This window comes from Micrococcoides hystricis, from assembly GCF_042434215.1.
Lineage (GTDB): Bacteria > Actinomycetota > Actinomycetes > Actinomycetales > Micrococcaceae > Micrococcoides > Micrococcoides hystricis.
Window position 1 is genome coordinate 19,781 of record NZ_JBHLUB010000032.1, and the last position, 22,221, is coordinate 42,001.

Annotated in this window: 22 protein-coding genes and 2 riboswitches; of the genes, 14 read left to right on the forward strand and 8 right to left on the reverse strand. The window is 60.7% G+C overall.

Annotation, left to right across the window (positions count from 1 at the left end; genetic code table 11):
- The gene (locus ACFFFR_RS10385) at positions 1–351 is read right to left on the reverse strand and encodes a bifunctional 3-phenylpropionate/cinnamic acid dioxygenase ferredoxin subunit (protein WP_377460208.1); all 351 of its coding nucleotides are present in this window, start codon (positions 349–351) and stop codon (positions 1–3) included.
- Between the two features lie 226 nt (positions 352–577).
- Positions 578–693, forward strand: a riboswitch (SAM riboswitch).
- A 144-nt stretch (positions 694–837) separates the two neighbouring features.
- Here ACFFFR_RS10385 and ACFFFR_RS10390 point away from each other — a divergent pair.
- Positions 838–2,091, forward strand: a complete 1,254-nt coding sequence (locus tag ACFFFR_RS10390; protein ID WP_377460210.1) for an acyl-CoA dehydrogenase family protein — start codon at positions 838–840, stop codon at positions 2,089–2,091.
- Positions 2,088–3,326, forward strand: coding sequence for an acyl-CoA dehydrogenase family protein (locus ACFFFR_RS10395; protein WP_377460212.1), 1,239 nt, complete (start codon positions 2,088–2,090; stop codon positions 3,324–3,326). Before ACFFFR_RS10390 ends, ACFFFR_RS10395 begins: the two co-directional genes overlap by 4 nt.
- A gap of 15 nt (positions 3,327–3,341) precedes the next feature.
- Here the strand turns inward: ACFFFR_RS10395 and ACFFFR_RS10400 are convergent, their stop codons facing one another.
- A complete protein-coding gene (locus ACFFFR_RS10400; protein ID WP_377460213.1) occupies positions 3,342–3,944 on the reverse strand; it encodes a histidine phosphatase family protein in 603 nt (200 codons plus the stop codon).
- A gap of 62 nt (positions 3,945–4,006) precedes the next feature.
- Positions 4,007–5,167: a PEP/pyruvate-binding domain-containing protein gene (locus tag ACFFFR_RS10405; RefSeq protein WP_377460215.1), complete on the reverse strand. Its 1,161-nt coding sequence runs from the start codon at positions 5,165–5,167 to the stop codon at positions 4,007–4,009.
- A 67-nt stretch (positions 5,168–5,234) separates the two neighbouring features.
- Between ACFFFR_RS10405 and ACFFFR_RS10410 the strand changes: the two genes are divergently transcribed.
- The 3 genes from ACFFFR_RS10410 (at position 5,235) to ACFFFR_RS10420 (ending at position 7,446) form a co-directional block, all read left to right on the forward strand.
- A complete protein-coding gene (locus tag ACFFFR_RS10410; RefSeq protein ID WP_377460217.1) occupies positions 5,235–5,630 on the forward strand; it encodes a DNA-binding protein in 396 nt (131 codons plus the stop codon).
- Positions 5,627–6,262 carry a transcriptional regulator gene (locus ACFFFR_RS10415; RefSeq protein ID WP_377460218.1) on the forward strand — a complete coding sequence of 212 codons (636 nt, stop codon included), beginning with the start codon at positions 5,627–5,629 and terminating at the stop codon, positions 6,260–6,262. Before ACFFFR_RS10410 ends, ACFFFR_RS10415 begins: the two co-directional genes overlap by 4 nt.
- A gap of 83 nt (positions 6,263–6,345) precedes the next feature.
- Entirely contained in the window at positions 6,346–7,446 is a 1,101-nt protein-coding gene (locus ACFFFR_RS10420; RefSeq protein WP_377460220.1) for a DMT family transporter, read from the forward strand.
- A gap of 100 nt (positions 7,447–7,546) precedes the next feature.
- Here the strand turns inward: ACFFFR_RS10420 and gcvH are convergent, their stop codons facing one another.
- The 3 genes from gcvH to gcvP are packed head-to-tail and all read right to left on the reverse strand — an operon-like array spanning position 7,547 to position 11,947.
- On the reverse strand, positions 7,547–7,933 hold the full coding sequence (gcvH, locus tag ACFFFR_RS10425; protein WP_377460222.1) for a glycine cleavage system protein GcvH: 387 nt from the start codon (positions 7,931–7,933) through the stop codon (positions 7,547–7,549).
- Positions 7,934–9,073: a glycine cleavage system aminomethyltransferase GcvT gene (gene gcvT, locus ACFFFR_RS10430; protein ID WP_377460224.1), complete on the reverse strand. Its 1,140-nt coding sequence runs from the start codon at positions 9,071–9,073 to the stop codon at positions 7,934–7,936.
- Between the two features lie 3 nt (positions 9,074–9,076).
- Positions 9,077–11,947, reverse strand: coding sequence for an aminomethyl-transferring glycine dehydrogenase (gcvP, locus tag ACFFFR_RS10435; protein WP_377460226.1), 2,871 nt, complete (start codon positions 11,945–11,947; stop codon positions 9,077–9,079).
- 146 nt (positions 11,948–12,093) lie between these two features.
- A riboswitch (glycine riboswitch) is annotated at positions 12,094–12,181 on the reverse strand.
- Between the two features lie 245 nt (positions 12,182–12,426).
- Between gcvP and ACFFFR_RS10440 the strand changes: the two genes are divergently transcribed.
- The 7 genes from ACFFFR_RS10440 to ACFFFR_RS10470 all read left to right on the forward strand — a co-directional run bounded on the left by ACFFFR_RS10440 (position 12,427) and on the right by ACFFFR_RS10470 (position 18,044).
- On the forward strand, positions 12,427–13,416 hold the full coding sequence (locus ACFFFR_RS10440) for an ABC transporter substrate-binding protein (protein ID WP_377460228.1): 990 nt from the start codon (positions 12,427–12,429) through the stop codon (positions 13,414–13,416).
- Entirely contained in the window at positions 13,413–14,186 is a 774-nt protein-coding gene (locus tag ACFFFR_RS10445; protein ID WP_377460230.1) for an ABC transporter permease, read from the forward strand. Before ACFFFR_RS10440 ends, ACFFFR_RS10445 begins: the two co-directional genes overlap by 4 nt.
- Positions 14,183–14,956: an ABC transporter permease gene (locus ACFFFR_RS10450; protein WP_377460232.1), complete on the forward strand. Its 774-nt coding sequence runs from the start codon at positions 14,183–14,185 to the stop codon at positions 14,954–14,956. The genes ACFFFR_RS10445 and ACFFFR_RS10450 overlap by 4 nt, the downstream gene beginning before the upstream one ends.
- A 46-nt stretch (positions 14,957–15,002) precedes the next feature.
- Entirely contained in the window at positions 15,003–15,827 is an 825-nt protein-coding gene (locus tag ACFFFR_RS10455) for an ABC transporter ATP-binding protein (RefSeq protein ID WP_377460234.1), read from the forward strand.
- A gap of 184 nt (positions 15,828–16,011) precedes the next feature.
- The gene (locus tag ACFFFR_RS10460) at positions 16,012–16,290 is read left to right on the forward strand and encodes a YciI family protein (protein WP_377460236.1); all 279 of its coding nucleotides are present in this window, start codon (positions 16,012–16,014) and stop codon (positions 16,288–16,290) included.
- An 8-nt stretch (positions 16,291–16,298) separates the two neighbouring features.
- Positions 16,299–17,084 (forward strand): alpha/beta fold hydrolase, encoded by a 786-nt coding sequence (locus ACFFFR_RS10465; protein ID WP_377460238.1) that lies wholly within the window; start codon positions 16,299–16,301, stop codon positions 17,082–17,084.
- Between the two features lie 9 nt (positions 17,085–17,093).
- Positions 17,094–18,044 carry an MBL fold metallo-hydrolase gene (locus ACFFFR_RS10470; RefSeq protein ID WP_377460239.1) on the forward strand — a complete coding sequence of 317 codons (951 nt, stop codon included), beginning with the start codon at positions 17,094–17,096 and terminating at the stop codon, positions 18,042–18,044.
- A gap of 25 nt (positions 18,045–18,069) precedes the next feature.
- On the opposite strand, the gene ACFFFR_RS10475 is transcribed toward ACFFFR_RS10470, so the two are convergent.
- Together ACFFFR_RS10475 and ACFFFR_RS10480 are read right to left on the reverse strand one after the other, a co-directional pair.
- Positions 18,070–18,972, reverse strand: coding sequence for an MBL fold metallo-hydrolase (locus ACFFFR_RS10475; protein ID WP_377460241.1), 903 nt, complete (start codon positions 18,970–18,972; stop codon positions 18,070–18,072).
- Positions 18,973–18,983: 11 nt separating this feature from the next.
- Positions 18,984–20,357: an aldehyde dehydrogenase family protein gene (locus tag ACFFFR_RS10480; protein ID WP_377460243.1), complete on the reverse strand. Its 1,374-nt coding sequence runs from the start codon at positions 20,355–20,357 to the stop codon at positions 18,984–18,986.
- 209 nt (positions 20,358–20,566) lie between these two features.
- On the opposite strand from ACFFFR_RS10480, the gene ACFFFR_RS10485 reads away from it, so the two are divergent.
- Entirely contained in the window at positions 20,567–21,343 is a 777-nt protein-coding gene (locus ACFFFR_RS10485; protein ID WP_377460245.1) for a coniferyl-alcohol dehydrogenase, read from the forward strand.
- Positions 21,344–21,348: 5 nt separating this feature from the next.
- Positions 21,349–22,161, forward strand: coding sequence for an IclR family transcriptional regulator (locus ACFFFR_RS10490; RefSeq protein ID WP_377460247.1), 813 nt, complete (start codon positions 21,349–21,351; stop codon positions 22,159–22,161).
- Positions 22,162–22,221: the final 60 nt, after the last annotated feature.

Here is a 22,221-nt window from a genome sequence, read left to right on the forward strand (position 1 = left end):
TTAGGCTTGGCCGGCGAGCGTGACGCCCGGTGGCAGGTTGGGTTCTTGGGCTGATTCGTGGACGTAGATGTCCCCGTCGATCACTTCCACGTGGTGGGTGCGCACCGGAAGTTTGGCCGGTGGGGAGTGGACGTCCCCGGTGCGCAGGTCGAAGACGGTGGCGTGCAGCGGACATTCGACGGTGCAGTCCTCCAGCCAGCCCTCGGACAGCGAGGCGTCCTGGTGGGTGCAGGTGTCATCGATGGAGTAGAGCTCGCCGTCGTCGGTGTGAAAGACGGCGATCGGTGGGCTGGTCGGGATTCGGACGGCCTCGCCGCGGGCGAGATCCTTCAGCGGGCAAACCTTGTGCATGGCACGCTCCTAACAGAATGAGGAGGAGATAAGAAGTTGTGATTAGTGCAACTCATTGCGCTATACCCAATTGTGTTCTGTGTCACAGTTTGCTGTCAATGATTTTCTTGGCGCGAGTTTTGCGGCTTGATTCTGCGGCTCTGGATGGGGCGAGCAGCGCCCAGATGAACGTTTGTGACGGGGCCGGTTCTCGGTGCGACGGTCCGAGGTCTTAGGGTGGGGGCAGAATCATGAGTTCCAACGCGAAGCTCTGGCTGGTTGGACGGCAACCCTCTGCACGTAGTGGGGTGCCCCAGATGAGGATTCGGTCTGCGGTTTGTTCGCCGTGGACAAGTACTGCCCCGTGGAAAGGGTGACACTTCCCCAACCCCTCATTTTTCAGCTCCTGTGAGCTTGCCATCCCTCATCGCCCTGCCCGAGTGCGCCTGCGCGCCGCCGGCCGGCAACACTAGAACACTTTTTGACGACTCCTCGAAGGACTTTTCCATGACCGCAACCTTGGACACTGCCACGTCGGCGACATCTGCGCAGCAATCCCAACGACCATCACTGAACGAGCTGCGTGAACGCTTCCGCCCGGTCTTTGACGCCATCGCCCACGGCGCATTGGAGCGCGAGCTGAACCGCGAACTGCCCTACGAACAGGTGCAACTGCTGGTGGACTCCGGCTTCACGGCCCTACAGGCCCCGGTGGCCTACGGCGGAGCGGACATCGCGGTGGCGGATCTGTACGAGTTGCTGATCGAGCTGGCGGTGGCCGATTCCAACCTGCCGCAGATCCTGCACGCGCACTTCGCGTTCACCGAGATCCACCGCTTCAGCCCGCAGCCCATCAGCGACTGGTGGCTGCGTCAGGTGGGTGCCGGGAAGGTGATCTCCAACGGCATGGTGGCCCTCGGCGGGCCCGGTGAAGTGGAGCAGACCGAGGACGGCGAGGTGTATTCGGGCACCAAGACCTACTCCACAGGGGCGCTGTTCGCGGACGAGATCTTCATCGTCGTCGGCACCAAGGAATCCGGCATGCCACTGATGTATGTGGTCCCCGCCGAGGGCGCCGGGGTGAACCGGGTGGATGACTGGGATGGGATTGGCCAACGACTGACCGCCAGCGGGACCACGGTGTACGAACGGGTGGCGCTGGATCCGGAGAAGGTGCTGGACATCGAGTCCCCTGCGGGCCTGCTGGTGGCACCGGCGGTGCTGTTCATTCACGCGGCCGCCCAGGCTGGGATTGCCGAGGCCGCGGTGCGGGATGCGGCGTGGTTCGTCCGGCAACGCAAGCGCACCTACGGGCACGCGGCGGCGGAGTATCCGAAGGACGATCCGCAGGTGCAGGAGGTGGTGGGGCGGGCTGCCTCCCACGCCTATGCGGCGAAGCAGTTGGTCCGGCAGGGCGCTGCCGATCTGCAAGGTTACCTGGCCCGGGCCGGCCGGCTCAGCGACACCACGAGCCCGGAGTATCAGCAGCTGTTCACCGAGGCGGTCACGGATGTGAACAGTGCCGCGGCGGCCGTGTCCGAGCACGCGCTGGCGGCCACCAACCTGCTGTTCGAGGTGGGTGGGGCCTCCGTGCTGCAGCGGGAACGGGGCTTTGACCGGCATTGGCGCAACGCCCGGGTGCTGGCCTCGCACAATCCGGCGCACTACAAGCTGCGGGTGGTGGGCGAGTACCTGATCAACGGGACGACGCCGTCGCCAGATTCCTTCGTCCGCCCGGTGAAGCCGGAGGAGACCAAGTGAGCCAGCTTGCCGAACACCTTGCGGAACAAAGAGTGGATGAACCGGTTTCCGCCGCGTGGGAGCGGCTGCAACCGGTGTTCGACGGGATTGCCGAGAAGGCGGCTCAGCGCGAGCGGGCGCGGGCGTTGGATCACGACGCGGTTGAGACGTTGGTGGCGGCCGGCTACACGAGCCTGCGGGTACCCACCGAGTACGGCGGCGCCGGGCTGAGCCTGAGTGAGTTCTATCCGTTCGTGGTGGAGCTGGGTGCCGCCGATTCCAATCTGGTGCAGGCGCTGCGGGCCCATCAGTTGCACGTGGAGATGGTGCTCGCCAACCCGGATCAGGAGTACCGAGACAGGTGGTTCCGCCGGATTGCGGCCGGGGAGGTGGTCGGGAACGCGGTGACCGAGGTCAACGGGGTGCTGGGCGAGCACACCACGACGGTGACGGTGCAGCCCGATGGCAGCTGGCTGCTCAATGGCCGGAAATACTACTCGACGGGCAGCCTGTACGCAGACTGGATTCTGGTGACCGCCGAGGTCGACGGCTCGGTACGCGGTCTGGCCGTACGGGCGGATGCGCCGGGTGTGCGGCAGGTGGATGACTGGGACGGTTTCGGCCAGCGGCTCTCCGCATCCGGCACCACGGTGTTCGAGAATGTTGTGGTGGACCCGGCGGAAGTCTCCCGGCCGGGCGAGGGCCTGAGCGATCATGATGCGCCGAATAGCTTGCAGGCGCTGGCGCAGACCGTGCACCTGGCGGCGTTGGCCGGGCTGGTCACCGGCGCCGAGCGGGAATTCGTGCGGTATGTGCGGCAGCGCCGTCGGACGTTCTCCCACGCAGCCGCGCAGGTACCGTCCCGGGATCCGCAGGTGCTGCAGGTGTTGGGTGAGGTCTCTGCGGCCGCCTACGGGGCCCGCGCCGTGTTCGAGTCGCTGATCCGGCAATTCGAACGGGTGCAGGCCCGCGAAATTACCGGGGAGGTTACGGCCGCGGAGTTGGCGGCGCTGGATGTGGCGACATATCAGGCGCAGCAGGTGATCTCTCAGCAGAGCCTGTGGGCGATCAACCACGCGTTCAGCGTTGGTGGGGCCACAGCTGTCACTGAGCCGCTGGGGCTGGACCGGTACTGGCGCAACGCCCGCGTGCTGGCTCAGCACAACCCGGTGATTTACCGGAACCGGATCATCGGGGACTTCTTGGTCAATGGGACCGCGCCCGGCCCGCAGTACGGGGTGGGCAACATTAGCTGATTCCGACGGCAGAAGTCAGGGCCGTAGAGATTCGGGGAAGCCAGTCCATTGCAGGTCGCGGCATAGATGGCTCATGTCGTTGAAGAGGGTGATTGTTGGAGGCAGCGCTGGTCGATTCTCGATCACGGTTAGAGCAGCGTTGGCGCTGTTGAGTCCGAGCCATCGTACTGCCGGGGCATCCAAGGCGTGTCGGACAAGCCAGGCGATGGGGTATGAGTGGGTAATCAGTACCTCGTGAACATCGTCAACCCCGTCAACGGGAATGGCGAATCTTGCAGTCAGGTTTTGAGCGATTTCATGCCCGACCTCAGCCTCTTGGGCATCGAAGCCATCAAAGAATGGTGCCCAAGACGGTGGTGTCTCTTCCGGCGTGGGTACGTAAGGGATGTGGTCGATCAACTCCGGTGCTTCCTTGACGGAGGTTGTGCCTGTGAGAAAAATGCTGAGCTGTCGGGCAGTGTCAGCAGCTCTGGGCAAAGGGGAGTGCCAGACGGTGTCGATCGGGAGATGGGCTAAACGCTGACCCAGTAGATGGGCCTGTTGTCGTCCAGTCGCGGTGAGGTTGCCGAATACGTCGGCATCGCCGTGGCGTGCGATGTAGAGATATCTGATTGCCATAAGTGAGCTCAGGAACATCGCCAAGCGGTTCCCGCTCTCCTTTCTGGTGGGTGAGGTTAGCGCTACAGGATGGTGACAGTTCCGGTTGTGCCGTTGAGGGCAACGAGTGCGCCATTTTCGATACAGGTGGTTGCTGCGGTGATGCCAAGCACGGCCGGAATGCCATACTCGCGGGCGACGATTGCGGCGTGGGACAGTGCGCCACCTGTCTCGGTAATGATTCCGGCCGCGATGCTAAACAGAGGCGTCCACGCCGGGTCTGTGTAGGGGCATACCATGATGTCGCCGGCCTGCACGTTCGAAAAGTCAGAGGGACCATGCACCACCCGGGCCGGTGCGGTGATAGTTCCGTGAGAACCAGGAACCCCGTTAAGCGTTCCGGTTGGCTGGGATGGATGAGGAGCTTTAGGTGGCGGTAGTGAAGCAGTGATTGGGCGGGATTGAAGGATCTGGACGGAGTTGTTTGTGAGGGCCCATTCGATATCTTGCGGACCGCCGAGTAGATCTGCGATTCTGCTTCCAAGCTGCGCTAGGGCTATGACCGTGGCGTCATTGAGTGAACGTATGCGGCGCAGGTCAGGGGTAACGTTAGTGGTCACTACTTTGCCATGCTCCTGGCTAAAGTCGACACGAGTTTGCTTGTTTCCGATCGAGGAGTTGACGCGTCTGTCCGGGGCAAGTTCATAGGTGTCGGGTGCGACTACTCCACCTACAACTGTCAGCCCCAGTCCCCAAGAAGCTTCGATCCTCGTCGATTGCCCCTCGTGTTGGGGAGTAAACATGACACCAGAGACATCCGCTTCAACGATCGGTTGCACGAGAACTGATGGGTTCTGCGATAGGGGGTGCGCGCGGCCGAGGTGAGACCAGTAATGGTGTACACGTGAGGTGCGAGCCGAAGCGCGGACCTCGGTGATCGCCTGCCAAACCTGCGCTGTACCGTGAACACCGATAACGCTGTGGTACTGTCCTGCAGCAGAAGCCTCCGTGCTGTCTTCGTCCATTGCCGACGAGCGCACGGCGACGACAGGGTTGCCCAGCTCCTCCAATGCTCGTGCAACGGCTTGCTGCAAGGAGCGCCCGGCAGTGGTGTCTGGTGAGAGCGTTCCGCCGGGGACCACAAACCCATCAGGTACTGGTAGACCTGCGCGGAGCAGGAGGCCAAGCGAGGCAGCCTTACCACCCGAATCGGTCCTCGTTGTTTCCGAAAGTTTCTTAAGCATGACACCACCACAGAAGATATCAACAAAATATTGACAACATAATGTTGATGGTAGCAGGATGGGTGCCATGGTACGCAAACATAATCTCGAATCCCTTGGCAGCGTCAGCAATGCTCAGGCCGAGCGCCTGAGTAACGTACAAGGCATACTTCTGGACATGGGCGCAGATCAGCTAGAGCCGCGGCCGTGGCAGCTCGAGGCGTCGGAGCCTTCCGCTGTTGAACTAACGCAGTACGCGCTGTGGCGATCAACCGAACTGACAGCTGAGGAGCTACTGGGAGCGCTCTCGTTATTGCCTGCAGCTCGCGCGGAGGTTGACAGTGTTGAAGTCGGCCTCATCTTCGTAGCCCGCAACGAGGGGTTGACTTGGGCTCAAATCGCTGAGGCCATGGGGTTCCGCTCCCCTCAAGCATGCCAACAGTACGTCAATCGCCTCAGTGCCCGGCAAGACAAACGAGCATGACTCGTCAATCTGCGACGGAATTAGTTGTATTGCATGCCGTACGCCTCCTCGGTTTCGCGGATATTGACTCAATCGCCGAGCGTGCGGGAGCGAGTTACGCAAAAACTCTAGGGATCCTAAGCAAAGCGGCAGAGGCAGGATGGGTGCAGTCAATTGCGTTCGCTGATCGCAAAGGGTGGTCACTCACCGACTCAGGAAAAGCAGAGAACGAGCGCGAGCTCAGAGAAGAACGCGAGACTGCGGATCCTGAAGACGTAGTTGCAAATGCCTACAGTCTTTTCCTTCCGCTTAACGCACGTTTTTTACGGGCTATTACTGACTGGCAAATCAAGCCGACTGTGTTGGACCGCTTTGCTCCCAATGATCACAGCGACCAAGTATGGGATGGACAGGTTCTCCAAGAGCTCTCAACGCTTGGCCGTGAAGTTGCTCCCTTGCTCGCGCGGGTTGTTTCTGTGCTTGCGAGATTCGAAGGTTACGTGGAGCGATACGAATCGGCGTTAAACCGGGGTAAAAACGGGGGCCATGATTGGATTGATAAAACACATATCGACTCTTGCCACCGTGTGTGGTTCCAACTCCATGAAGACTTGATTGCAACCTTGGGGATCGACCGAGGGCAAGAAGCATAGGAGTAGCTGGAGCAAAGGAACAACGGCACGGCCCCAGGGCCGCAGTACGGGGTGGGCAACATTTCTTGATCCGTACCCATTGAATGAGATGTCCCTTGACCCGCCCGGGGTGCTGGCGCATGGTCGAAGCAGGAGCGTGTGCTGAGGAGGGCGCGGTGGGCAGGGTGACATCGATGCTGTTGGCGCTGGCTGGCGGCGTGGCGATCTCCGTGCAGGCCCGGATTACCGGCTCGCTCAAAGTTCAGCTGCAGGACTCGGTCTTGGCCGCCGCCATCGTGTTCTGCTCCGGTCTGGTGCTGATGATTCTGGTGAATCTGACGAGCCGGCGCGGGCGAAGCACGGTGGCACGGATGTTCCGCGGGGCGACGACCAAGCAGTTTCCGTTCGTCTTCCTCTTCACGGGGTTGCTGGGCGCGTACGCCGTGTTTGGGCAGAGCGTGACGGTGGATCTGCTGGGGGTGGCGGTGTTCTCGGTGACGTTCGTGGCCGGGCAGATGGTGGCCTCCGTCGTGCTGGACACGGTGGGCTGGTCGCCGGCAGGTAAGAAACAACTGGCCCCGCTGCGCCTTGTGGGCGCCGTGTTGGCCTTGGCCGGGGTGGTGCTGGCGCTGGCGCCGCGGTTGGGCGCGGATTCTTCTGTCACGGCCATGAGCCTGCAGACCCTTGCGGTGCCGCTGCTGGTGGTGTTCTCTGGCGGGCTGTTGCAGCCGGCGCAGATGGTGATGAACGGAGTGGTGCAGAACCACGTCGGTCGCCCGGAGCCACTGGTGCTGACGAACTATCTCACGGGCACGATCGCGCTGACGCTGTTTTCGATTCCGGCGATCGCCGATGGCGCCTTGGGCAGACTCCCGACGGCCCCGGCAGACTGGTGGTTTTACACCGGTGGGCTGCTGGGCTCGATTGTGGTGATGGGCGGGGCCATCCTGACCCGCACGATCGGGGCGCTGCTGTTCACGCTGGGGATTGTCGCCGGACAGCTGGTCGGCGCGCTCTTCCTCGACCTCTTCTGGCCGGCACCGGGCTCGGTGGTAGTGTGGCAAACCGTCTTCGGCGTTGCGGTGACGATGCTGGCGCTGCTGCTGGCCTCGGCCTCGGGGCTGCGCGCAGCGGTCGACCGGGCTTCAGCAGACAGCGGAGCCGCAGCGGCTGGGCCAAAACGGGATGAAACGAACCAGAGTTAGAACCCACAACAGAGTTAAAACGAACCGGCAGGTGCTCCGCGTACTGCGGAACCCTGCCGGTTCTTATTAAGTTTCTCAGCCGTGGTGGCGTGAGTGTGGCTTAGCCGTCGACGACTTCACCGGAGTTAGCGGTGGCGTACTCTTCAGCGGAGAGCAGCGGGCCTTCGGATTCGACCTCAACGGTGAACAGCCAGGCAGCACCGTAGGGGTCGGAGTTCAGATCGGCAGGCTCGTCGATGACGCCCTGGTTGACCTCGACGATGGTGCCGGAGACCGGGGAAATGATGTCCGAAACCGACTTGGTGGATTCGACTTCACCGCAGGCCTCACCGGCGGTGACGGTGTCACCTTCAGCCGGCAGATCAATGTAAACGATGTCACCGAGGGCGTCCACGGCCACCTGGGTCAATCCGACCTTGGCCGGTGAATCATCGGTGATCCACTCGTGATCGGCGGAGTAACGGAGGTTCTTGAGGACCTTGCTCATCTAGTTTCCTTCTTTCTTGGTCCGCCGATAGAACGGCAGCTCGACCACACGGTATGGTTGCAATTTACCACGGATATCTACGTCCAAACAGGTGTCCGGCGCGGCGAATTCACGGTCCACATAGGCCATCGCAACCGGGTGCTTCAGCGTTGGTGACAGCGCCCCGGAGGTCACCTCACCGACGACCTTGCCTTCGTGCTGGATGGGGTAGCCGGCACGGGCGGCGCGTCGGCCCTCCGCTACCAGGCCCACCAGCGTGCGGGCCGGCGTGCCGGCAGCCTTTTCCTCGAAGACGTCCCGGCCGACGAAGTCGTCGTCCTTCTTCAGCGAGACCGCCGAGCCCAAGCCCGCGGTGTACGGATCCACGTCCAAGTTCAGCTCGTGGCCGTACAGGTGTAGCCCAGCCTCCAGCCGCAGCGAGTCACGCGCGGCCAGCCCGGCTGGCAGCAGCCCGTGCTTTTCGCCGGCGGTGACGATCATGTCCCAGACAGCCTCGGCGTTCTCGGCCGGGCAGTACAGTTCGAAGCCGTCCTCGCCGGTGTAGCCGGTGCGAGCCAGCAAGATGTCCTGGCTGGCGCCGTCGGCGCTGAGCGTGGCTGGGGCGCAGGTGTAGAACTTCAGTTCAGCTACCGCCACCCCGAGGTCGCTGAGCAGCTCTGCGGCCTTGGGGCCCTGGACGGCCATGATGGCGCGTTCTGGGCCGATGTTGGCGATGGTGAAGGTGCCGGCCTCGGTGTTCTTACTCCGGTAGGTCTCGGCGCGCTCGGACAGAGCCTGAAGCACGGCAGGGGTGTTCCCAGCATTCGGGATGACCAGCCAGTCGGTCTCGGCGAGCCGGTAGATGATCAGATCATCCAGGACGCCGCCGTCGGCGGTGGGCATCAGGGTGTATTTGGCCCGGCCGACGGACATGGGGGAGAAGTTGCCGGTGAACGCGTAGTTCAGGAACTTCTCCGCGCCCTCGCCGGAGACGGAGACCTGCCCCATGTGGGAGAGGTCGAACAACCCGACGGCCTCGCGGACCGCCTGGTGTTCGGCGAGCTCGGAACCGTATTTCAGCGGCATCTGCCAGCCACCGAAGTCGGTCATGGTGGCGCCGAGACGCTCGTGGACGGCGGCCAGGGGAGTGGTGTTGGCCATGAGTTAGTTCTCCTCGATATCGAAAGCGTCAAGTGGCGGGCAGGAGCAGACCAAGTTGCGGTCGCCACCGGCCTGGTCGATGCGGGTGACTGGCGGGAAGTACTTATCCACCAGGGTGCCGTTGGACATACCCGGCAGCGGGTAGGCGGCTTGACGGCGCGGGTACTTGCGGTCCCACTCGTCGTCCAGCAGCACGGAGGCGGTGTGTGGTGCGTTGCGCAGCACGGACTCTTCCACCGTGAGCTTGCCGTCGGCGATCTCATCGATCTCGGCGCGGATCTGGCGCATGGCGTCGATGAAGCGGTCCACCTCGTGTAGGTCTTCGGACTCGGTTGGCTCGACCATCAGGGTGCCGGCCACCGGGAAGGCCAGGGTTGGGGCGTGGAAACCGTAGTCGATCAGCCGCTTAGCCACATCCTCCGCGGTGACGCCGGTCTTCTGGGTGAGCTCGCGCAGATCCAGAATGCATTCGTGGGCCACCAACCCGTTCTCGCCGGAGTAGAGCGTCGGGAACGCATCTTCCAGCTTGTCAGAGATGTAGTTGGCCGACAGGATCGCCACCTCGGTGGCGTCCTGCAGCGCCTGGCCGCCCATCATGTAGATGTAGGCGTACGGGATCGGCAGCACGCCGGCCGAGCCAAAGCCACCGGAGGTCACCGGCCAGCCGGAGCGGCCGTTGTCCTGACCGGCTGGGGCTCCCGGCAGGTACTTCACCAGGTGCTCGCCGACGCAGACCGGGCCAACGCCCGGGCCGCCACCGCCGTGCGGGATGGTGAAGGTCTTGTGCAAGTTCAGGTGGGAGACGTCGCCGCCGAACTTGCCCATGCGGGCCAGCCCGACCAGCGCGTTCATGTTGGCGCCGTCGATGTAGACCTGGCCACCGGCGTCGTGGACGCGGTCGCAGACCGTCTTGACGGTTTCTTCGAACACACCGTGGGTGGACGGGTAGGTGATCATCGCGGCCGCGATGCGGTCCTTGTACTTCTCCAGCTTCTCATCCAGATCAGTGATGTCGATGGTGCCGTCCTTGGCGGTCTTGATCACTACCACGTCCAGGCCGGCCAGCACCGCGGAGGCGGCGTTGGTGCCGTGCGCGGAGGCCGGGATGAAGCACAGCGTGCGCTCGTGGTCGCCGCGGTCACGGTGGTAGTCGCGGATGGCCAGCAGGCCGGCGTACTCGCCTTGCGCACCGGAGTTCGGAGCGATCGAGGTGCCGGCGTAGCCGGTGATGTCCGTCAGCCAGTCTTCCAACTCCGCGATGAGCTCCCGCCAGCCTTCAGTCTGATCGGCCGGGGCGTACGGGTGGATGGAGGCGAAGCCCGGGTAACCGATCGCTTCCATGCCGGCGGTCGGGTTCAGCTTCATGGTGCACGAGCCCAGTGGGATCATGGTGCGGTCCAGCGCCAAATCGCGGTCGGCCAGCTTGCGCATGTAGCGCAGCATCTGGGTTTCGGACTTCACCGAGGTGAAGTTCGGGTGGGTGAGGAATTCCGAGGTGCGGTTCAGCTTCTGATCCCAACCGAAACCGGAAGCATCGGCATCGGTGGAGCCATCCGCCCCGAAGGCCTTCAGCACGGTGGCGATGTGCTCGTCCGTGGTGACCTCGTCGGTGGAGATCTGCACGGTGGAATCATCCACCTTGTGCAGGTTGATGCCGGCCTCGGCCGCGTCGGCGACCACCTTGGCGGCGTCCACACCGGTGGCCGCGACGGTGTCAAAGAAGCTGGTGTGCTTGACGTCAACCCCGGCGGCCTTCAGCCCAGCGGCGAGGTTCACGGCGTGTTGGTGCACCTGCTCGGCGATGCGGGTCAGGCCCTCGGCGCCGTGGTAGACGGCGTACATGGCGGCGGTGTTGGCCAGCAGTGCCTGCGCGGTACAGATATTACTGGTGGCCTTCTCGCGGCGGATGTGCTGTTCGCGGGTCTGCAGGGACAGCCGGTAGGCAGGCTGGCCGGTGGTGTCGGTGGAGACGCCGACCAAGCGGCCCGGCAGGTTGCGTTCCAGACCGTTCTTAATGGCCATGTAGGCGGCGTGTGGGCCACCGAAGAACAACGGAACGCCCAGCCGTTGGGTGTTACCCACGCAGATATCGGCGCCCTGGGCACCCGGTTCGACAATCTTGGTCAGCGCCAATAGGTCCGCAATGACGGTGACCATGGCACCGGCGTCCTTGGCGGCCTTGATGATGTCTGACTGGTCGGTGACAGCGCCATCGGCACCCGGCTGTTGCAGCACGATGCCGAAGAGTTCCTGATCCGGTAGGCCCTGGGAAAGATCGGTCACGATCATCTCGATACCCAGCGGCAGCACGCGGCCCTCGAGCACCTTCAGGGTCTGCGGGAAAATGTTGCTGTCCACGGCGACCGCGCCCTTGGCGTTCTTCTTGTTCGCGCGGCGCATCAGCAGCACGGCCTCGGCGGCAGCGGAGGATTCATCCAGCATGGAAGCGTTGGCAATCGGCAGGCCGGTCAGATCCGAGACCATGGTCTGGAAGTTCAGCAGGGATTCTAGACGGCCCTGAGAAATTTCTGGCTGGTACGGGGTGTAAGCGGTGTACCAAGCCGGGTTTTCCAACACGTTGCGGCGGATGACCGGTGGGGTGATCGTGTCGTAGAAGCCTTGACCGATCATCTGAACTTTCTGCACATTACGCTCAGAGAGTTCTTTAAGCCGAGCAAGGGCTTCAGTCTCGGTATGTGGCTCAAGGCCCCATGACTTGCCGAGGTCTCGTTCGCGGATTTGTTCAGGAACAGCAGCGTCGATCAGTTCTGCGAGGGAGGCGTAGCCAACAGTCTTGAGCATGTGCTCAATGTCAGACTGTGCTGGGCCGATGTGACGGTGCTGGAAGGAATCGGTGTCAGGTGTAATAGTCAACGAGGATCTCCAAAGTTGGGCACACGACTATCTAAGGAACGTGTGCGTATTGGTGGTCCTCCCCGGCTCTGTTATCTGTACCTGAGAGTTTCGCAGCGGATGCTGTTTGCACCTTCGGTAGGGGTGGACCCGTTTTCCAGAGTTGCTCGACGTGGGCGGTGCGGGGCCTGAGAGTTTCCTCGGGGAGAAGTTGCTCCTACGGCGCCCAATCAAGGGCTCTCCCGCCAACGTCATCATGCAATGTTTAGTTATTCGGCTGTTCCACGAATATAGCACTTTGTGATGTGACGTACAGCCCTTATTTAAGATTCATTTAAGAGAATTTTTAGCACCTGAAACTAGCCATCATTGACGGAGGAAACCATTGAGATAATCAACTACTGGTGGTACTGTCGAGTCATGCTTGATGTGACGAGAGCCACAGGGGCGCGTCACTGACGGATTCTTCCGCGGAAGAATCAAAGAGAAGGGGCACCATCATGAAGCACATTACTCGCAAACGGGCATTGGCCATCCCGGCGCTGGCAGCCTCCCTTGCACTCACTCTGAGTGCCTGCGGGGGTGGCGATGCGGACAATAAGGACAACAACGCCGGCGGCGACGGGCAGCTGCAGAAGATCACCGTCGGCGTTATGCCGATCGTGGACACCGCGCCAATCTACTTGGGTCAGCAGGAAGGGTTCTTCGAGGAAGAAGGCCTTGAACTGGATCTGCAATCCGGTCAGGGTGGTGCGGCCATCGTGCCGGGTGTTGTCTCCGGCAACTTCCAAATCGGTTTCTCCAACCTTGTCTCCATCATGGTGGCCAACGATAAGGGCATGAACCTGAAGTTCGTGGCCAACGGTGCCTCCACCACGGGCAACAAGGACGAGGATTTCTCTGCCGTTGTGGTGAAGGAAGACTCGGACATTCAGTCCGCCAAGGACCTGGAAGGCAAGCGTGTCTCCGTGAACACGCTGGCGAACATCGGTGACACCACCGTTTCCCAGCTGGTGGAGGAGGCCGGGGGCGACCCGAAGAAGGTCAACTTCACCGAGGTTGGTTTCCCTGACGCCCCAGCTGCGCTGGACAGCGGTCAAGTGGATGCCATCTGGGTGCTGGAGCCATTCCTAACCGCCGCAAAGAAAGACGGCGGCCGGATTCTTTCCTACAACTACGCAGACTTTGATGAGGGTCTGGATATCGCCGGCTACTTCACTTCTGCAGACATGATGGAGAAGGATCCGGAGATGGTGGAAAAGTTCACGCGCGCGATGAACAAGTCGCTGGACTTTGCTGAGGAAAACCCGGACAAGGTTCGCGAGATCGTCGGCACCTACACCAAGATCGACGAGGAGACTCGTGCCGAGATGGTGCTGCCGAAGTTCACCTCCGAGTTCAACAAGGAAGCCGATCAGAAGCTCGCCGATGCCGCGAAGAAGTACGGCACGCTGAACAAAGATCTTGACATCTCGACGGTGTTGCCATGAATTTTCGCCAAGTTGGTCTTGGTGTTTTAGGTGTTCTGGGGTTCTTGCTGACGTGGCAGTTGTTGCCTTTGGTCGGGGTTGTGCGTGAGCAGTATCTGCCGCCGGCGACGGCCGCGTTAGGTGCGTTGGGCACCGAGTTGGGCACCTCGTCGTTTTGGGCTGCGGTGGGCCACACGTTGCAGGCCTGGGCGATCGGTTTGTTGATCGCTACGGTGGCGGCGATTGTGTTGGGTTTTGTGATCGGTTCTTCCCAGGTGTTGCGCCGGTTGACGAACTCCACGATTGAGTTTTTGCGTCCGATCCCGTCGGTGGCGTTGATTCCGTTGGCCGTGTTGCTCTTTGGTAACCGGTTGGAGTCCTCGCTGATGCTGATCATTTATGCCTCGTTCTGGCAGGTGCTGATTCAGGTCCTGTACGGGGTTGCTGATGTGGATAACGTGGCGATGAATACCGCAAAGTCCTACGGGCTGAACTGGTGGCAACGGATCCGTCATGTGGTCTGGCCGACCACGCTGCCGTATCTGATGACCGGGTTGCGTCTTGGCGCGGCGGTGGCGCTGATTCTAGCGATCACGGCCGAGTTGGTGATCGGTACCCCTGGTTTGGGTAAGGAGATCGCGTTGGCACAGTCTGGTTCGGCGATCCCGTCGATGTACGGGTTGATCCTAGCGACCGGTATTTTGGGTGTGCTGATCAACTTGGTGATGCGTTTTGTTGAGAAGCGCGTATTGTCCTGGCACTCCTCGGTACGGACGGAGAAAGCGGCATGAAGTTTCTAAAGACTCTGTTGTATCTGGTAGCCCTGCCGGTCTTGTTGATCGTGATCTGGGCTGTTGTGGCCGGAGGCGGTCAGAACTTCTTCATCCCGACCCCGGGACAGCTGGTGAGCACGTTCGTGGAGACCTGGTTGGGAGAGCGGTTACTGACTGATGTGTTGCCATCCGTTGGCAGGTTCTTCCTTGGCGTGGCCTTGGCGATCATCATCGGTATTGGTGCCGGCTTGCTGATCGGCACGCACCGCTGGCTACGGGACTTGTTGGAACCCACGCTGGAGTTCTTCCGGGCGATCCCGCCACCGGTGTTGGTGCCTGTGTTGATGCTGCTGGTCGGTGTGGATAACGCCATGAAGGTCACGGTGATTATCTTTGGTGCGATCTGGCCGGTGCTGCTGAACACCATTGAGGGTGTGCGCGCGATCGACCCTGTCGCCGCCGAGACCGCCCGCTCGTACGGGATCTCCGGGTTGAACCGGGTCCGTTATCTGGTGTTGCCATCGGCAGGTCCGCAGATGATGGCCGGTATCCGTCAGTGTCTGTCCATTGGACTGATCCTGATGGTGATTTCCGAGATGTTCGCATCCTCTTCCGGGCTTGGCTTCACAATTGTGCAGTTCCAGCGTTCCTTCGCGGTTCCGGAAATGTGGTCCGGCATCGTGGTGTTGGGGCTGATTGGTGTTGCCGTGTCCTTTATCTTCCAAGCGATCGAAAAGGTTGTGCTGCGCTGGTACAACGGGCTGCGAGAGGTTGAAAATGCTGCCTAATAATCAAGACAAGTCCCCGGTATTCGTGCCGGCGGAGCACCCTCCGATGAGTGGTGAGCCGATGCTCTCTGTGAAGGGACTGCAGAAAATTTACCAGGCGGACTCCGGGCCGCTGGAAGCGATCCGGAACCTGACCTTTGATCTGCCGGCGGGGCAATTGACCTGTCTGGTGGGGCCATCCGGTTGCGGTAAGACCACTTTGCTGAAGATGATCTCCGGTCTGCTGAACCCGACTCAGGGAGAGGTGCTCTTGGCCGGGGAAAAGGTCACCGGGCCGCCGAAGAACATGGCCGTGGTGTTTCAGGAGTATGGCCGCTCCCTGTTCCCGTGGATGCGGGTGGCCGACAACGTCGAGCTGCCGCTGAAGGCAGCCGGGGTGGCCAAGGCCGAGCGTGACCGGTTGGTCTCCGAGGCGCTGGAAGCGGTCGGCCTCGGGCACACCGGCAAACAGTACCCGTGGCAGCTCTCCGGTGGTATGCAGCAGCGCGTGGCGATCGCCCGCGCGGTGGCCTACCAGCCCAAGGTGCTGCTGATGGATGAGCCGTTCGCTGCGGTGGACGCTCAGACCCGCGCTGACCTTGAAGACTTGGTCCGCCGCGTCTGGAAACAACTAGGTGTGACGATCCTGTTCGTCACCCACGACATCGACGAGTCCGTGTACTTGGGCGAACGAGTGCTGATCATGTCTTCCTCACCAACGATCATCCAGGAAGACTTGTACATCGACCTACCGGCCGAACGGAACCAACTCGAGACCCGTGCCCTGCCAAGGTTTACTGAACTGCGGCACCACGTCTACGAACAAATCCAAAAGGCCAAAACCCACACCGCGGACGTCGCCGACGCAGAAGCGAAAGCCGCCGCAAACTAAACACACAACCACAGAGGGGATGGCGCCCGGGACGATCACCGAGCGCCATCCCCTTTGTCGTTCAATATCCCTTTTCGCTCTCCGGGCAGCTACCCGACCCCAACGCGTTGAACCAATGTTGCTGAACTATGCTGGAGACAGATCTGTCTTGTCGACCTTTCGGTCCAGACCCAAGGAGTAAACCGTGGCTATTTTTGCCGTGCAATATACCTACCTCGATGACGCCGAGTTGGTGCAGAAGCACCGTCCGGAACACCGCGCGTTTCTGACGAAGAAGCACGAGGAGGGTCGGGTGCTCCTTTCCGGTCCGAAGGTGGCCGAGCCAGCTGGCGCGCTGATCATCGTGCGTGGCGACTCCGTCGAGGAGGTTGGAAAGCTCATGGACGCGGATCCCTTCAACGATTACGGGATCATCACGGAGCGCTCCATCACAGAGTGGAACGTCGTCATCGGCGAACTCTAAGTATCGCTATGACCACACCACAGCTCGTCCCTATCCAGCTTAACGCCGCCAATCCGGACAAACCCTTGCTCGTTGTCGGACCGGGTATTGGTACCGGTGTCCAAGAACTCTGGGATCCGACCGTGGCGCACTTGGATGCAGATTTTGAGGTCATCGGCTACGATTTACCGGGCCATGTGATCGCACCCACCAGTACCGCACCGTACTCGGTGAAAGAACTCGCCGACGCGGTCGCAAAGATCGCAAAGCAGAGCGCGGCAGGCCGGGAGGTGTACTTTGCCGGAGTCTCCATCTCCGGCGGAGTTGCGCTGGAGCTTGCATTGCACCACCCGGAGACTTTCACTGCCGTTGCTGTCGTTTGTTCGGCGGCCAAGATCGGTGAACCTGAGGCATGGGAGGAGCGCGCAGAGATCGCCGCACAGAACGGCACCGAAGTGATGATTCCGTTTTGCCGTGATGGGTGGTTCGCGCCAGGCTTTCACGAAGCCCAACCGGCGAAGGCCGACACCTTGCTGGGGATCCTCCGGGACGCTGATCTAGACTCCTACGTCACCGTCTGCAGGGCCTTGGGAACTTACGATATGCGGGCAGATCTGCCAAAGATCACGCTGCCGGTGCTAGCCATCAACGGCGCACATGATGAGGTCTGCCCACCCAGCGGTGGTGAGGTGATCGCCGCGGGTGTGCCGCAAGGCAAAGCGTTGGTGTTTGAAAACACCGCGCACCTGGCCCCGGTCGAAGAACCAATGCGCACCGCCGATGAATTGCGCACATTCTTCCTTACCGCGAGCTAAGCCGAGATCATGAGTCACGCCGCAGGAACACCTGTCCAACTGGCAGAGGATATCTACGGTCTTGAAATGGGCATGCCCGGGGTGCCCCGCACCAGCTGGTGCTACGTTCTGTTGAACAAGGACCATACGGTCACGCTGATCGACCCAGGTTGGGATATTCCGGAGAACCTCGAGACGATCCTCGGTTTCTTCGAGGCGCGGGGCATTCCCTTGAGTGACTTGGCGGCGATCTTTACCACCCACGTGCACCCGGATCACTTCGGTTGGGCTGCAGAGTTATCCCGACGCTCGGGCGCAGAGATCTATGCACCGGAGCTGGAGGCCAGCCACTTTTTCGACAAAACGCAATCTGTGGAATTCCTCGCTAACCGCTGGCAAGAGCGTGCGGTGCAGTGGGGAATCCCAGGCGAGCAGTTGCATCGGCTCCAAGGAGGCGCCTCGGAACACATCCCTGCCGAGCGTGCGCTCATCCACCACTATTTGCCGGAGGGTGCTCCGCTCCCGGGAGCAGATCCGAGCTGGCGGTTGGTCTGGACGCCCGGTCATACCGCGGGCATGTGCTGCGTGGTCAACAGCGAACGAAAGATCATCTTCAGCACCGACCACATCATGTCCGGTGAATCACCCGGCCTCGGCCTTGGCGGGGTGTTTGTGGTCAATCCCTTCCGGTTGTACCTCGACTCCGTTAAGACTATGTCGCCTTACGAAGGCTATTTGGCCCTGCCGGGGCACCGACAGCCCTTTACCGATTTGGTGGCTCAAGGCGAACTCAGCGCCCGCCATCACCAACGGCGCGCTGATGAGATCGCAGATGCACTCCGCAACGGCGGCGAGAACCTCACGCTGTGGGAACTGGCCCAGAGGGTGCGCTGGTCCGGTGGATTCGACTCGCTGGAGGGCTTCCGGCTGCGCTCGGCGCTGCACCACGTGGAGATCTTCGCGGACTACCTGCTGGGCTAGTGCGAGGACCTTGGCACGGCTTGATTTAGCGTACGGATAGCTGCGAAAGTGCGTACCGATTCCCGCTTCGAGCCACCGAAATCTGCCCGGTAAAGCTCTTGGCCGCTTCATCGTGCCACCACTGTGCTGGAGCGACGCCGGCCAAATGCGAAAGTACGAGGTGCTGCACGCCTGCGGCGGCGGCAACGTCTCCAGCATCCTCTGGGGATGTGTGCGAACAGGCCTGATGATTCAAGAAAGCGCCGGAAAAGTTCCGTTCACGATAGAAGTCGAGGTTGACGGCCTCATGCACAAGGACATCGGCTCCTCGCGCTAACTCGACCAGTGCCTGTGACTTTGCGGTGTCACCGGAAAAGACAATGGAACCGGCAGCAGTATCAAAGCGGAAGGCAAACGCTGGGAAGACCGGTGGGTGCTCCACTAAGGTAGCCGTGACGTGAACATTGTCGTCCTGGTAAATCTCAAAGATCGGTTCGTTCGGGACCTCAATTTCCCGAGCCTGCACGAGAGCGTGCAGATCAGGACGTGCCTCGTCTTGAATGCGGATATCAATATCGTAGGCAAAACCACTGAGCGTATTTGCCACAAGGTCATGTGTGCCGGCAAGTTGCTCCCCACCATCACGGTGCGGATCCTTAGCTGGACCGATGATGGGGAATGACTCGGTGAAGCCCTCTACTGGCTTGCCCCAGTTCCAAAGTAGAAAACCAGGTAGCTCCACCACATGGTCGGAGTGCAGGTGAGTGATGAACCCGCCTTTGAAGTTTCGACCTTTGAGACCGGCTTCTGCGGCTGCGCGAGTGCATCCCAAGCCGAAATCGATCAAATAGAAATCGTCGTTGACGACAACAGCCGAGCTGATACCGGGTTCGGTGCCACGGATCGCAGGTCCAGCTGCGGTCCCAAGAGTAATGAGTTCAACGTTCATCGCAGTGCCTTTTAGTTGTGTTCGCGCCAGTTAACTGTGGTCGGTTCCAGATATGCGTCCAAACCCCACCGTCCACGTTCGCGCCCGAGGCCAGATTGTTTCCAGCCACCGAACGGGGCATCGAGTTCAACAACAGTATGCTGGTTGATCCAGACCGTTCCTACCTGAAGCTGCTGAGCTAGTGAGCGAGCTTGGTCGATATCCGGTGTCCAGATTGAAGCGCCGAGACCGAACGGAGAATCATTGGCTAGGTCAAGAGCCTCAGCTATGTTCCGGTACCGTACAACCGGCAGTGCGGTCCCGAATTGTTCCTCCCGGACGATGTCCATCTGTTGCTCGGCGTTAGTGACCACTGTCGGGAGGTGGAAGTATCCGGGTAGCTCACAGTGCTGTTGACCGGTGAGAACAGTTGCTCCTTGCCGGGCAGCTGCTGAGACTAAACCCTGCACATAATCCCGCTGGTTGGCATTGTGCATTGGACCTAGGGTCGTTGCTGCTTCCATGCCGTGGCCAAGAACTAAGCCATTGACTTCTGCCATGACGGCCTCGACGAAGGTGTCATGGAGTGCATCGGGAACATAGACACGCTTGACGGCCATGCACACTTGACCGGCGTTGCGGAAAGCACTGGCCACGATGCGTCGGGCGGTCTCTTCTGGGTCCGCATCGGGTAGGACCAAAGCGGCATCGTTGCCGCCTAATTCCATCGTGACCCGCGTGACGTTTTCTGCAGCGCGCTGCATCAACGACACCCCCACCTGGGTCGAGCCGGTAAAGGATAGTTTATTGACCAACGGTGTGGATGCGAGCGCTACATTTACCTCTCGGTTGGAGCCGGTGAGTACCTGTAAAACGTGCTCAGGTAACACTTTGTTCATCACCTCGACCAGAGCGATTGTCGATGCCGGGGTGGTGGCCGAGGGCTTGGTGAGTACCGTGCAACCGGCCATTAAAGCCGGGGCGAGCTTGACGCAGAGCAGGGAGATCGGAAAGTTCCACGGGGTGATGGTAGCGACGACGCCAACCGGGCGGTTGAGAACCTCGACGCTACGTCCGTCTCGATCCGGTAGCCCGATGCGCTCGTCCCACTCGAGGCCTGCGTAGTAGCGGAAGAGGCTAGCGCCGACAGAAAATTCTTGACGAGCCTCACGCAGTGGCTTGCCTTGTTCTCGGGAAAGCAGCTCGCCGAGAGGATCTAGTTGGTCTTCAATAGCACTGGAGATTGCCAGCAAGGCCTGTCGCCGGGCCGTCCTGTTCTGTTGCCAGCTGGGCAGCGCCGCTTGGGCTCGAAGAGCTGCGGCATGGGTATCTTCAGCTGTATTTTCTGGAACCTGTGCGACCAGCTCCAGTGTCGCCGGGTCGTAGACATCGTATTTGTCTGTCATTGCTTTCGCGCCCTTCATATCTGGTCAACAGGGTGTGAGGTGGAGTACTTTCATCTTGGAAGACCTGTACCCAAAAGAGCGCAAACCTTTCCAATGAGCGGAAGTAATTCTGTGGCAGTGCCAAGGTTCCCGAAAGCATAGAGGTAGGTATGCACTCTCATACAGAAAAGGGCACTTTCATGGAAACGACTTACCCAGAGCAGGCACGAATGGACAAAACTTACGTTGTCACCGGCGCAGCCTCCGGCATCGGTGCGCAGACCGCAGTGCAGCTGAGTGAGGCCGGCGCACGGGTGATTTGCGTTGACCGTAACGTTCCGGCCGATGCGTCATCTGACTTTGTACAACTTGATCTTTCGAAGTCGGACTCCATTAGCGCCGGGCTCGCGCAGATCATCGAGTTGGCGGGTGGACCAATCCATGGTCTCGCCAACATCGCTGGAGTGCCGGGGACGGCACCTGCGGAGCTGGTGATGACCGTGAACGTTTATGGTTTGCGGGCATTCACTGACGGGTTGATGGGGCGTCTTGTCCCCGGTGCGGCAATCGTAAATCTTGCATCCTCAGTGGCTGAGGGGTGGATCGAACGGGCGCCAATGATTCGCCGTGCCTTAGAGGTGAGTGATGTTCAGCAGTTGAGCACTGATCCGGAACTTGTTCGCCTCGTAGACGAAGAGTCGTACCTCTTCTCTAAACAATGCGTACGGATGCTCACGGAGTGGCAAGCGGTCGCGGGTATTGAACGCAAGATTCGCGCTAATAGCGTCAGTCCAGGGCCGGTATCGACGCCGATCTTGGATGATTTTAAAGCCGATCACGGCCGTGACAAGGTCGAAGGTGCTTCTAAACTATTGGGGAAGTTCGGTGAGGTCGATGAGATTGCCGACGTGATCGTTTTTCTTCTCAGTGACAAGGCTCGTTGGATCAACGGTACAGACATCCGCGTAGACGGGGGACTGGTGGCCGCTCGGAGGAGTGGAAACTAGACATCATGGCTAACCGTGCCCCGTTGCGCCAAGGCAACGCGAAGTCGTCCCGGAGTCAAAAGCCAGCTGCGGGCACGACCGCCGCGGCATCGGTGACTTCTCGGGCATTGCGGATCTTGGAAACCTTTGATCCGGCGCATCGCGAGCAGTCTCTGAGCAACATCGCCCGAAGGTCCGGGCTGCCCTTGGCCACCACACACCGGCTGGTTGGCGAGCTAGTGGCGTGGGGTGGGCTGGAGAAAAAGGCTAGCCGATACCAAATTGGGCAGAAGCTCTGGCGTATCGGGCTGCTGGCCTCAGCGCAGCAGGATGTTGCGGAGGTGGCCGCTCCTTATATGCAGGACGTGTTGTTCGTGACTCACAACGTCGTCAACCTGTTCATCTTTGATGAAGGGGAGGTACTGCTGGTCGAGCGGATCTCTGGCACGAACACCGGTGAGCCGTTTCGGCGGGTCGGCGCCCGGATGGACCTCCATTCGAGTGCGGCGGGGAAATTGATGCTGGCTTTTGGCGCCCCGCAGCTATTAGCCGGTTTGCCGGAAGTGCTGCCCAAACATACGCCCCATACGATCGGGAGCAAGGCTGAGCTGATCGAACATATTGCCCGTATTCGGTCGCAAGGGTTTGCCACCACTCAGCAGGAAAGCGGGCTGAATAACTACGCGATCGCGGTGCCCGTTTTCTCTCAAGCTTCCGGGCACATCATTGCTGCGTTGGGTATCGTCACTCAAGAAGCAATGGCGCCCATTGGGAACGTGGTGCCGGTACTGAAAATCGCGGCGCGAGGTATATCCCGCTCTCTCGAATCGGGGGACTAAGAAAGCTAAAGAAAAAGAACCCTCTGAAGCGGAAGCAGATCCGCCTCAGAGGGTTCTACG

What these genes read in the sequence shown, in the direction of transcription:
- ACFFFR_RS10385 (WP_377460208.1), bottom strand. Translation starts at nt 351, where the DNA reads ATGCACAAGGTTTGCCCGCTGAAGGATCTCGCCCGCGGCGAGGCCGTC.
- ACFFFR_RS10390 (WP_377460210.1), top strand. Translation starts at nt 838, where the DNA reads ATGACCGCAACCTTGGACACTGCCACGTCGGCGACATCTGCGCAGCAA.
- ACFFFR_RS10400 (WP_377460213.1), bottom strand. Translation starts at nt 3,944, where the DNA reads ATGGCAATCAGATATCTCTACATCGCACGCCACGGCGATGCCGACGTA.
- ACFFFR_RS10405 (WP_377460215.1), bottom strand. Translation starts at nt 5,167, where the DNA reads ATGCTTAAGAAACTTTCGGAAACAACGAGGACCGATTCGGGTGGTAAG.
- ACFFFR_RS10410 (WP_377460217.1), top strand. Translation starts at nt 5,235, where the DNA reads ATGGTACGCAAACATAATCTCGAATCCCTTGGCAGCGTCAGCAATGCT.
- ACFFFR_RS10415 (WP_377460218.1), top strand. Translation starts at nt 5,627, where the DNA reads ATGACTCGTCAATCTGCGACGGAATTAGTTGTATTGCATGCCGTACGC.
- ACFFFR_RS10420 (WP_377460220.1), top strand. Translation starts at nt 6,346, where the DNA reads ATGAGATGTCCCTTGACCCGCCCGGGGTGCTGGCGCATGGTCGAAGCA.
- gcvH (WP_377460222.1), bottom strand. Translation starts at nt 7,933, where the DNA reads ATGAGCAAGGTCCTCAAGAACCTCCGTTACTCCGCCGATCACGAGTGG.
- gcvT (WP_377460224.1), bottom strand. Translation starts at nt 9,073, where the DNA reads ATGGCCAACACCACTCCCCTGGCCGCCGTCCACGAGCGTCTCGGCGCC.
- ACFFFR_RS10440 (WP_377460228.1), top strand. Translation starts at nt 12,427, where the DNA reads ATGAAGCACATTACTCGCAAACGGGCATTGGCCATCCCGGCGCTGGCA.
- ACFFFR_RS10445 (WP_377460230.1), top strand. Translation starts at nt 13,413, where the DNA reads ATGAATTTTCGCCAAGTTGGTCTTGGTGTTTTAGGTGTTCTGGGGTTC.
- ACFFFR_RS10450 (WP_377460232.1), top strand. Translation starts at nt 14,183, where the DNA reads ATGAAGTTTCTAAAGACTCTGTTGTATCTGGTAGCCCTGCCGGTCTTG.
- ACFFFR_RS10455 (WP_377460234.1), top strand. Translation starts at nt 15,003, where the DNA reads ATGAGTGGTGAGCCGATGCTCTCTGTGAAGGGACTGCAGAAAATTTAC.
- ACFFFR_RS10465 (WP_377460238.1), top strand. Translation starts at nt 16,299, where the DNA reads ATGACCACACCACAGCTCGTCCCTATCCAGCTTAACGCCGCCAATCCG.
- ACFFFR_RS10470 (WP_377460239.1), top strand. Translation starts at nt 17,094, where the DNA reads ATGAGTCACGCCGCAGGAACACCTGTCCAACTGGCAGAGGATATCTAC.
- ACFFFR_RS10475 (WP_377460241.1), bottom strand. Translation starts at nt 18,972, where the DNA reads ATGAACGTTGAACTCATTACTCTTGGGACCGCAGCTGGACCTGCGATC.
- ACFFFR_RS10480 (WP_377460243.1), bottom strand. Translation starts at nt 20,357, where the DNA reads ATGACAGACAAATACGATGTCTACGACCCGGCGACACTGGAGCTGGTC.
- ACFFFR_RS10485 (WP_377460245.1), top strand. Translation starts at nt 20,567, where the DNA reads ATGGACAAAACTTACGTTGTCACCGGCGCAGCCTCCGGCATCGGTGCG.
- ACFFFR_RS10490 (WP_377460247.1), top strand. Translation starts at nt 21,349, where the DNA reads ATGGCTAACCGTGCCCCGTTGCGCCAAGGCAACGCGAAGTCGTCCCGG.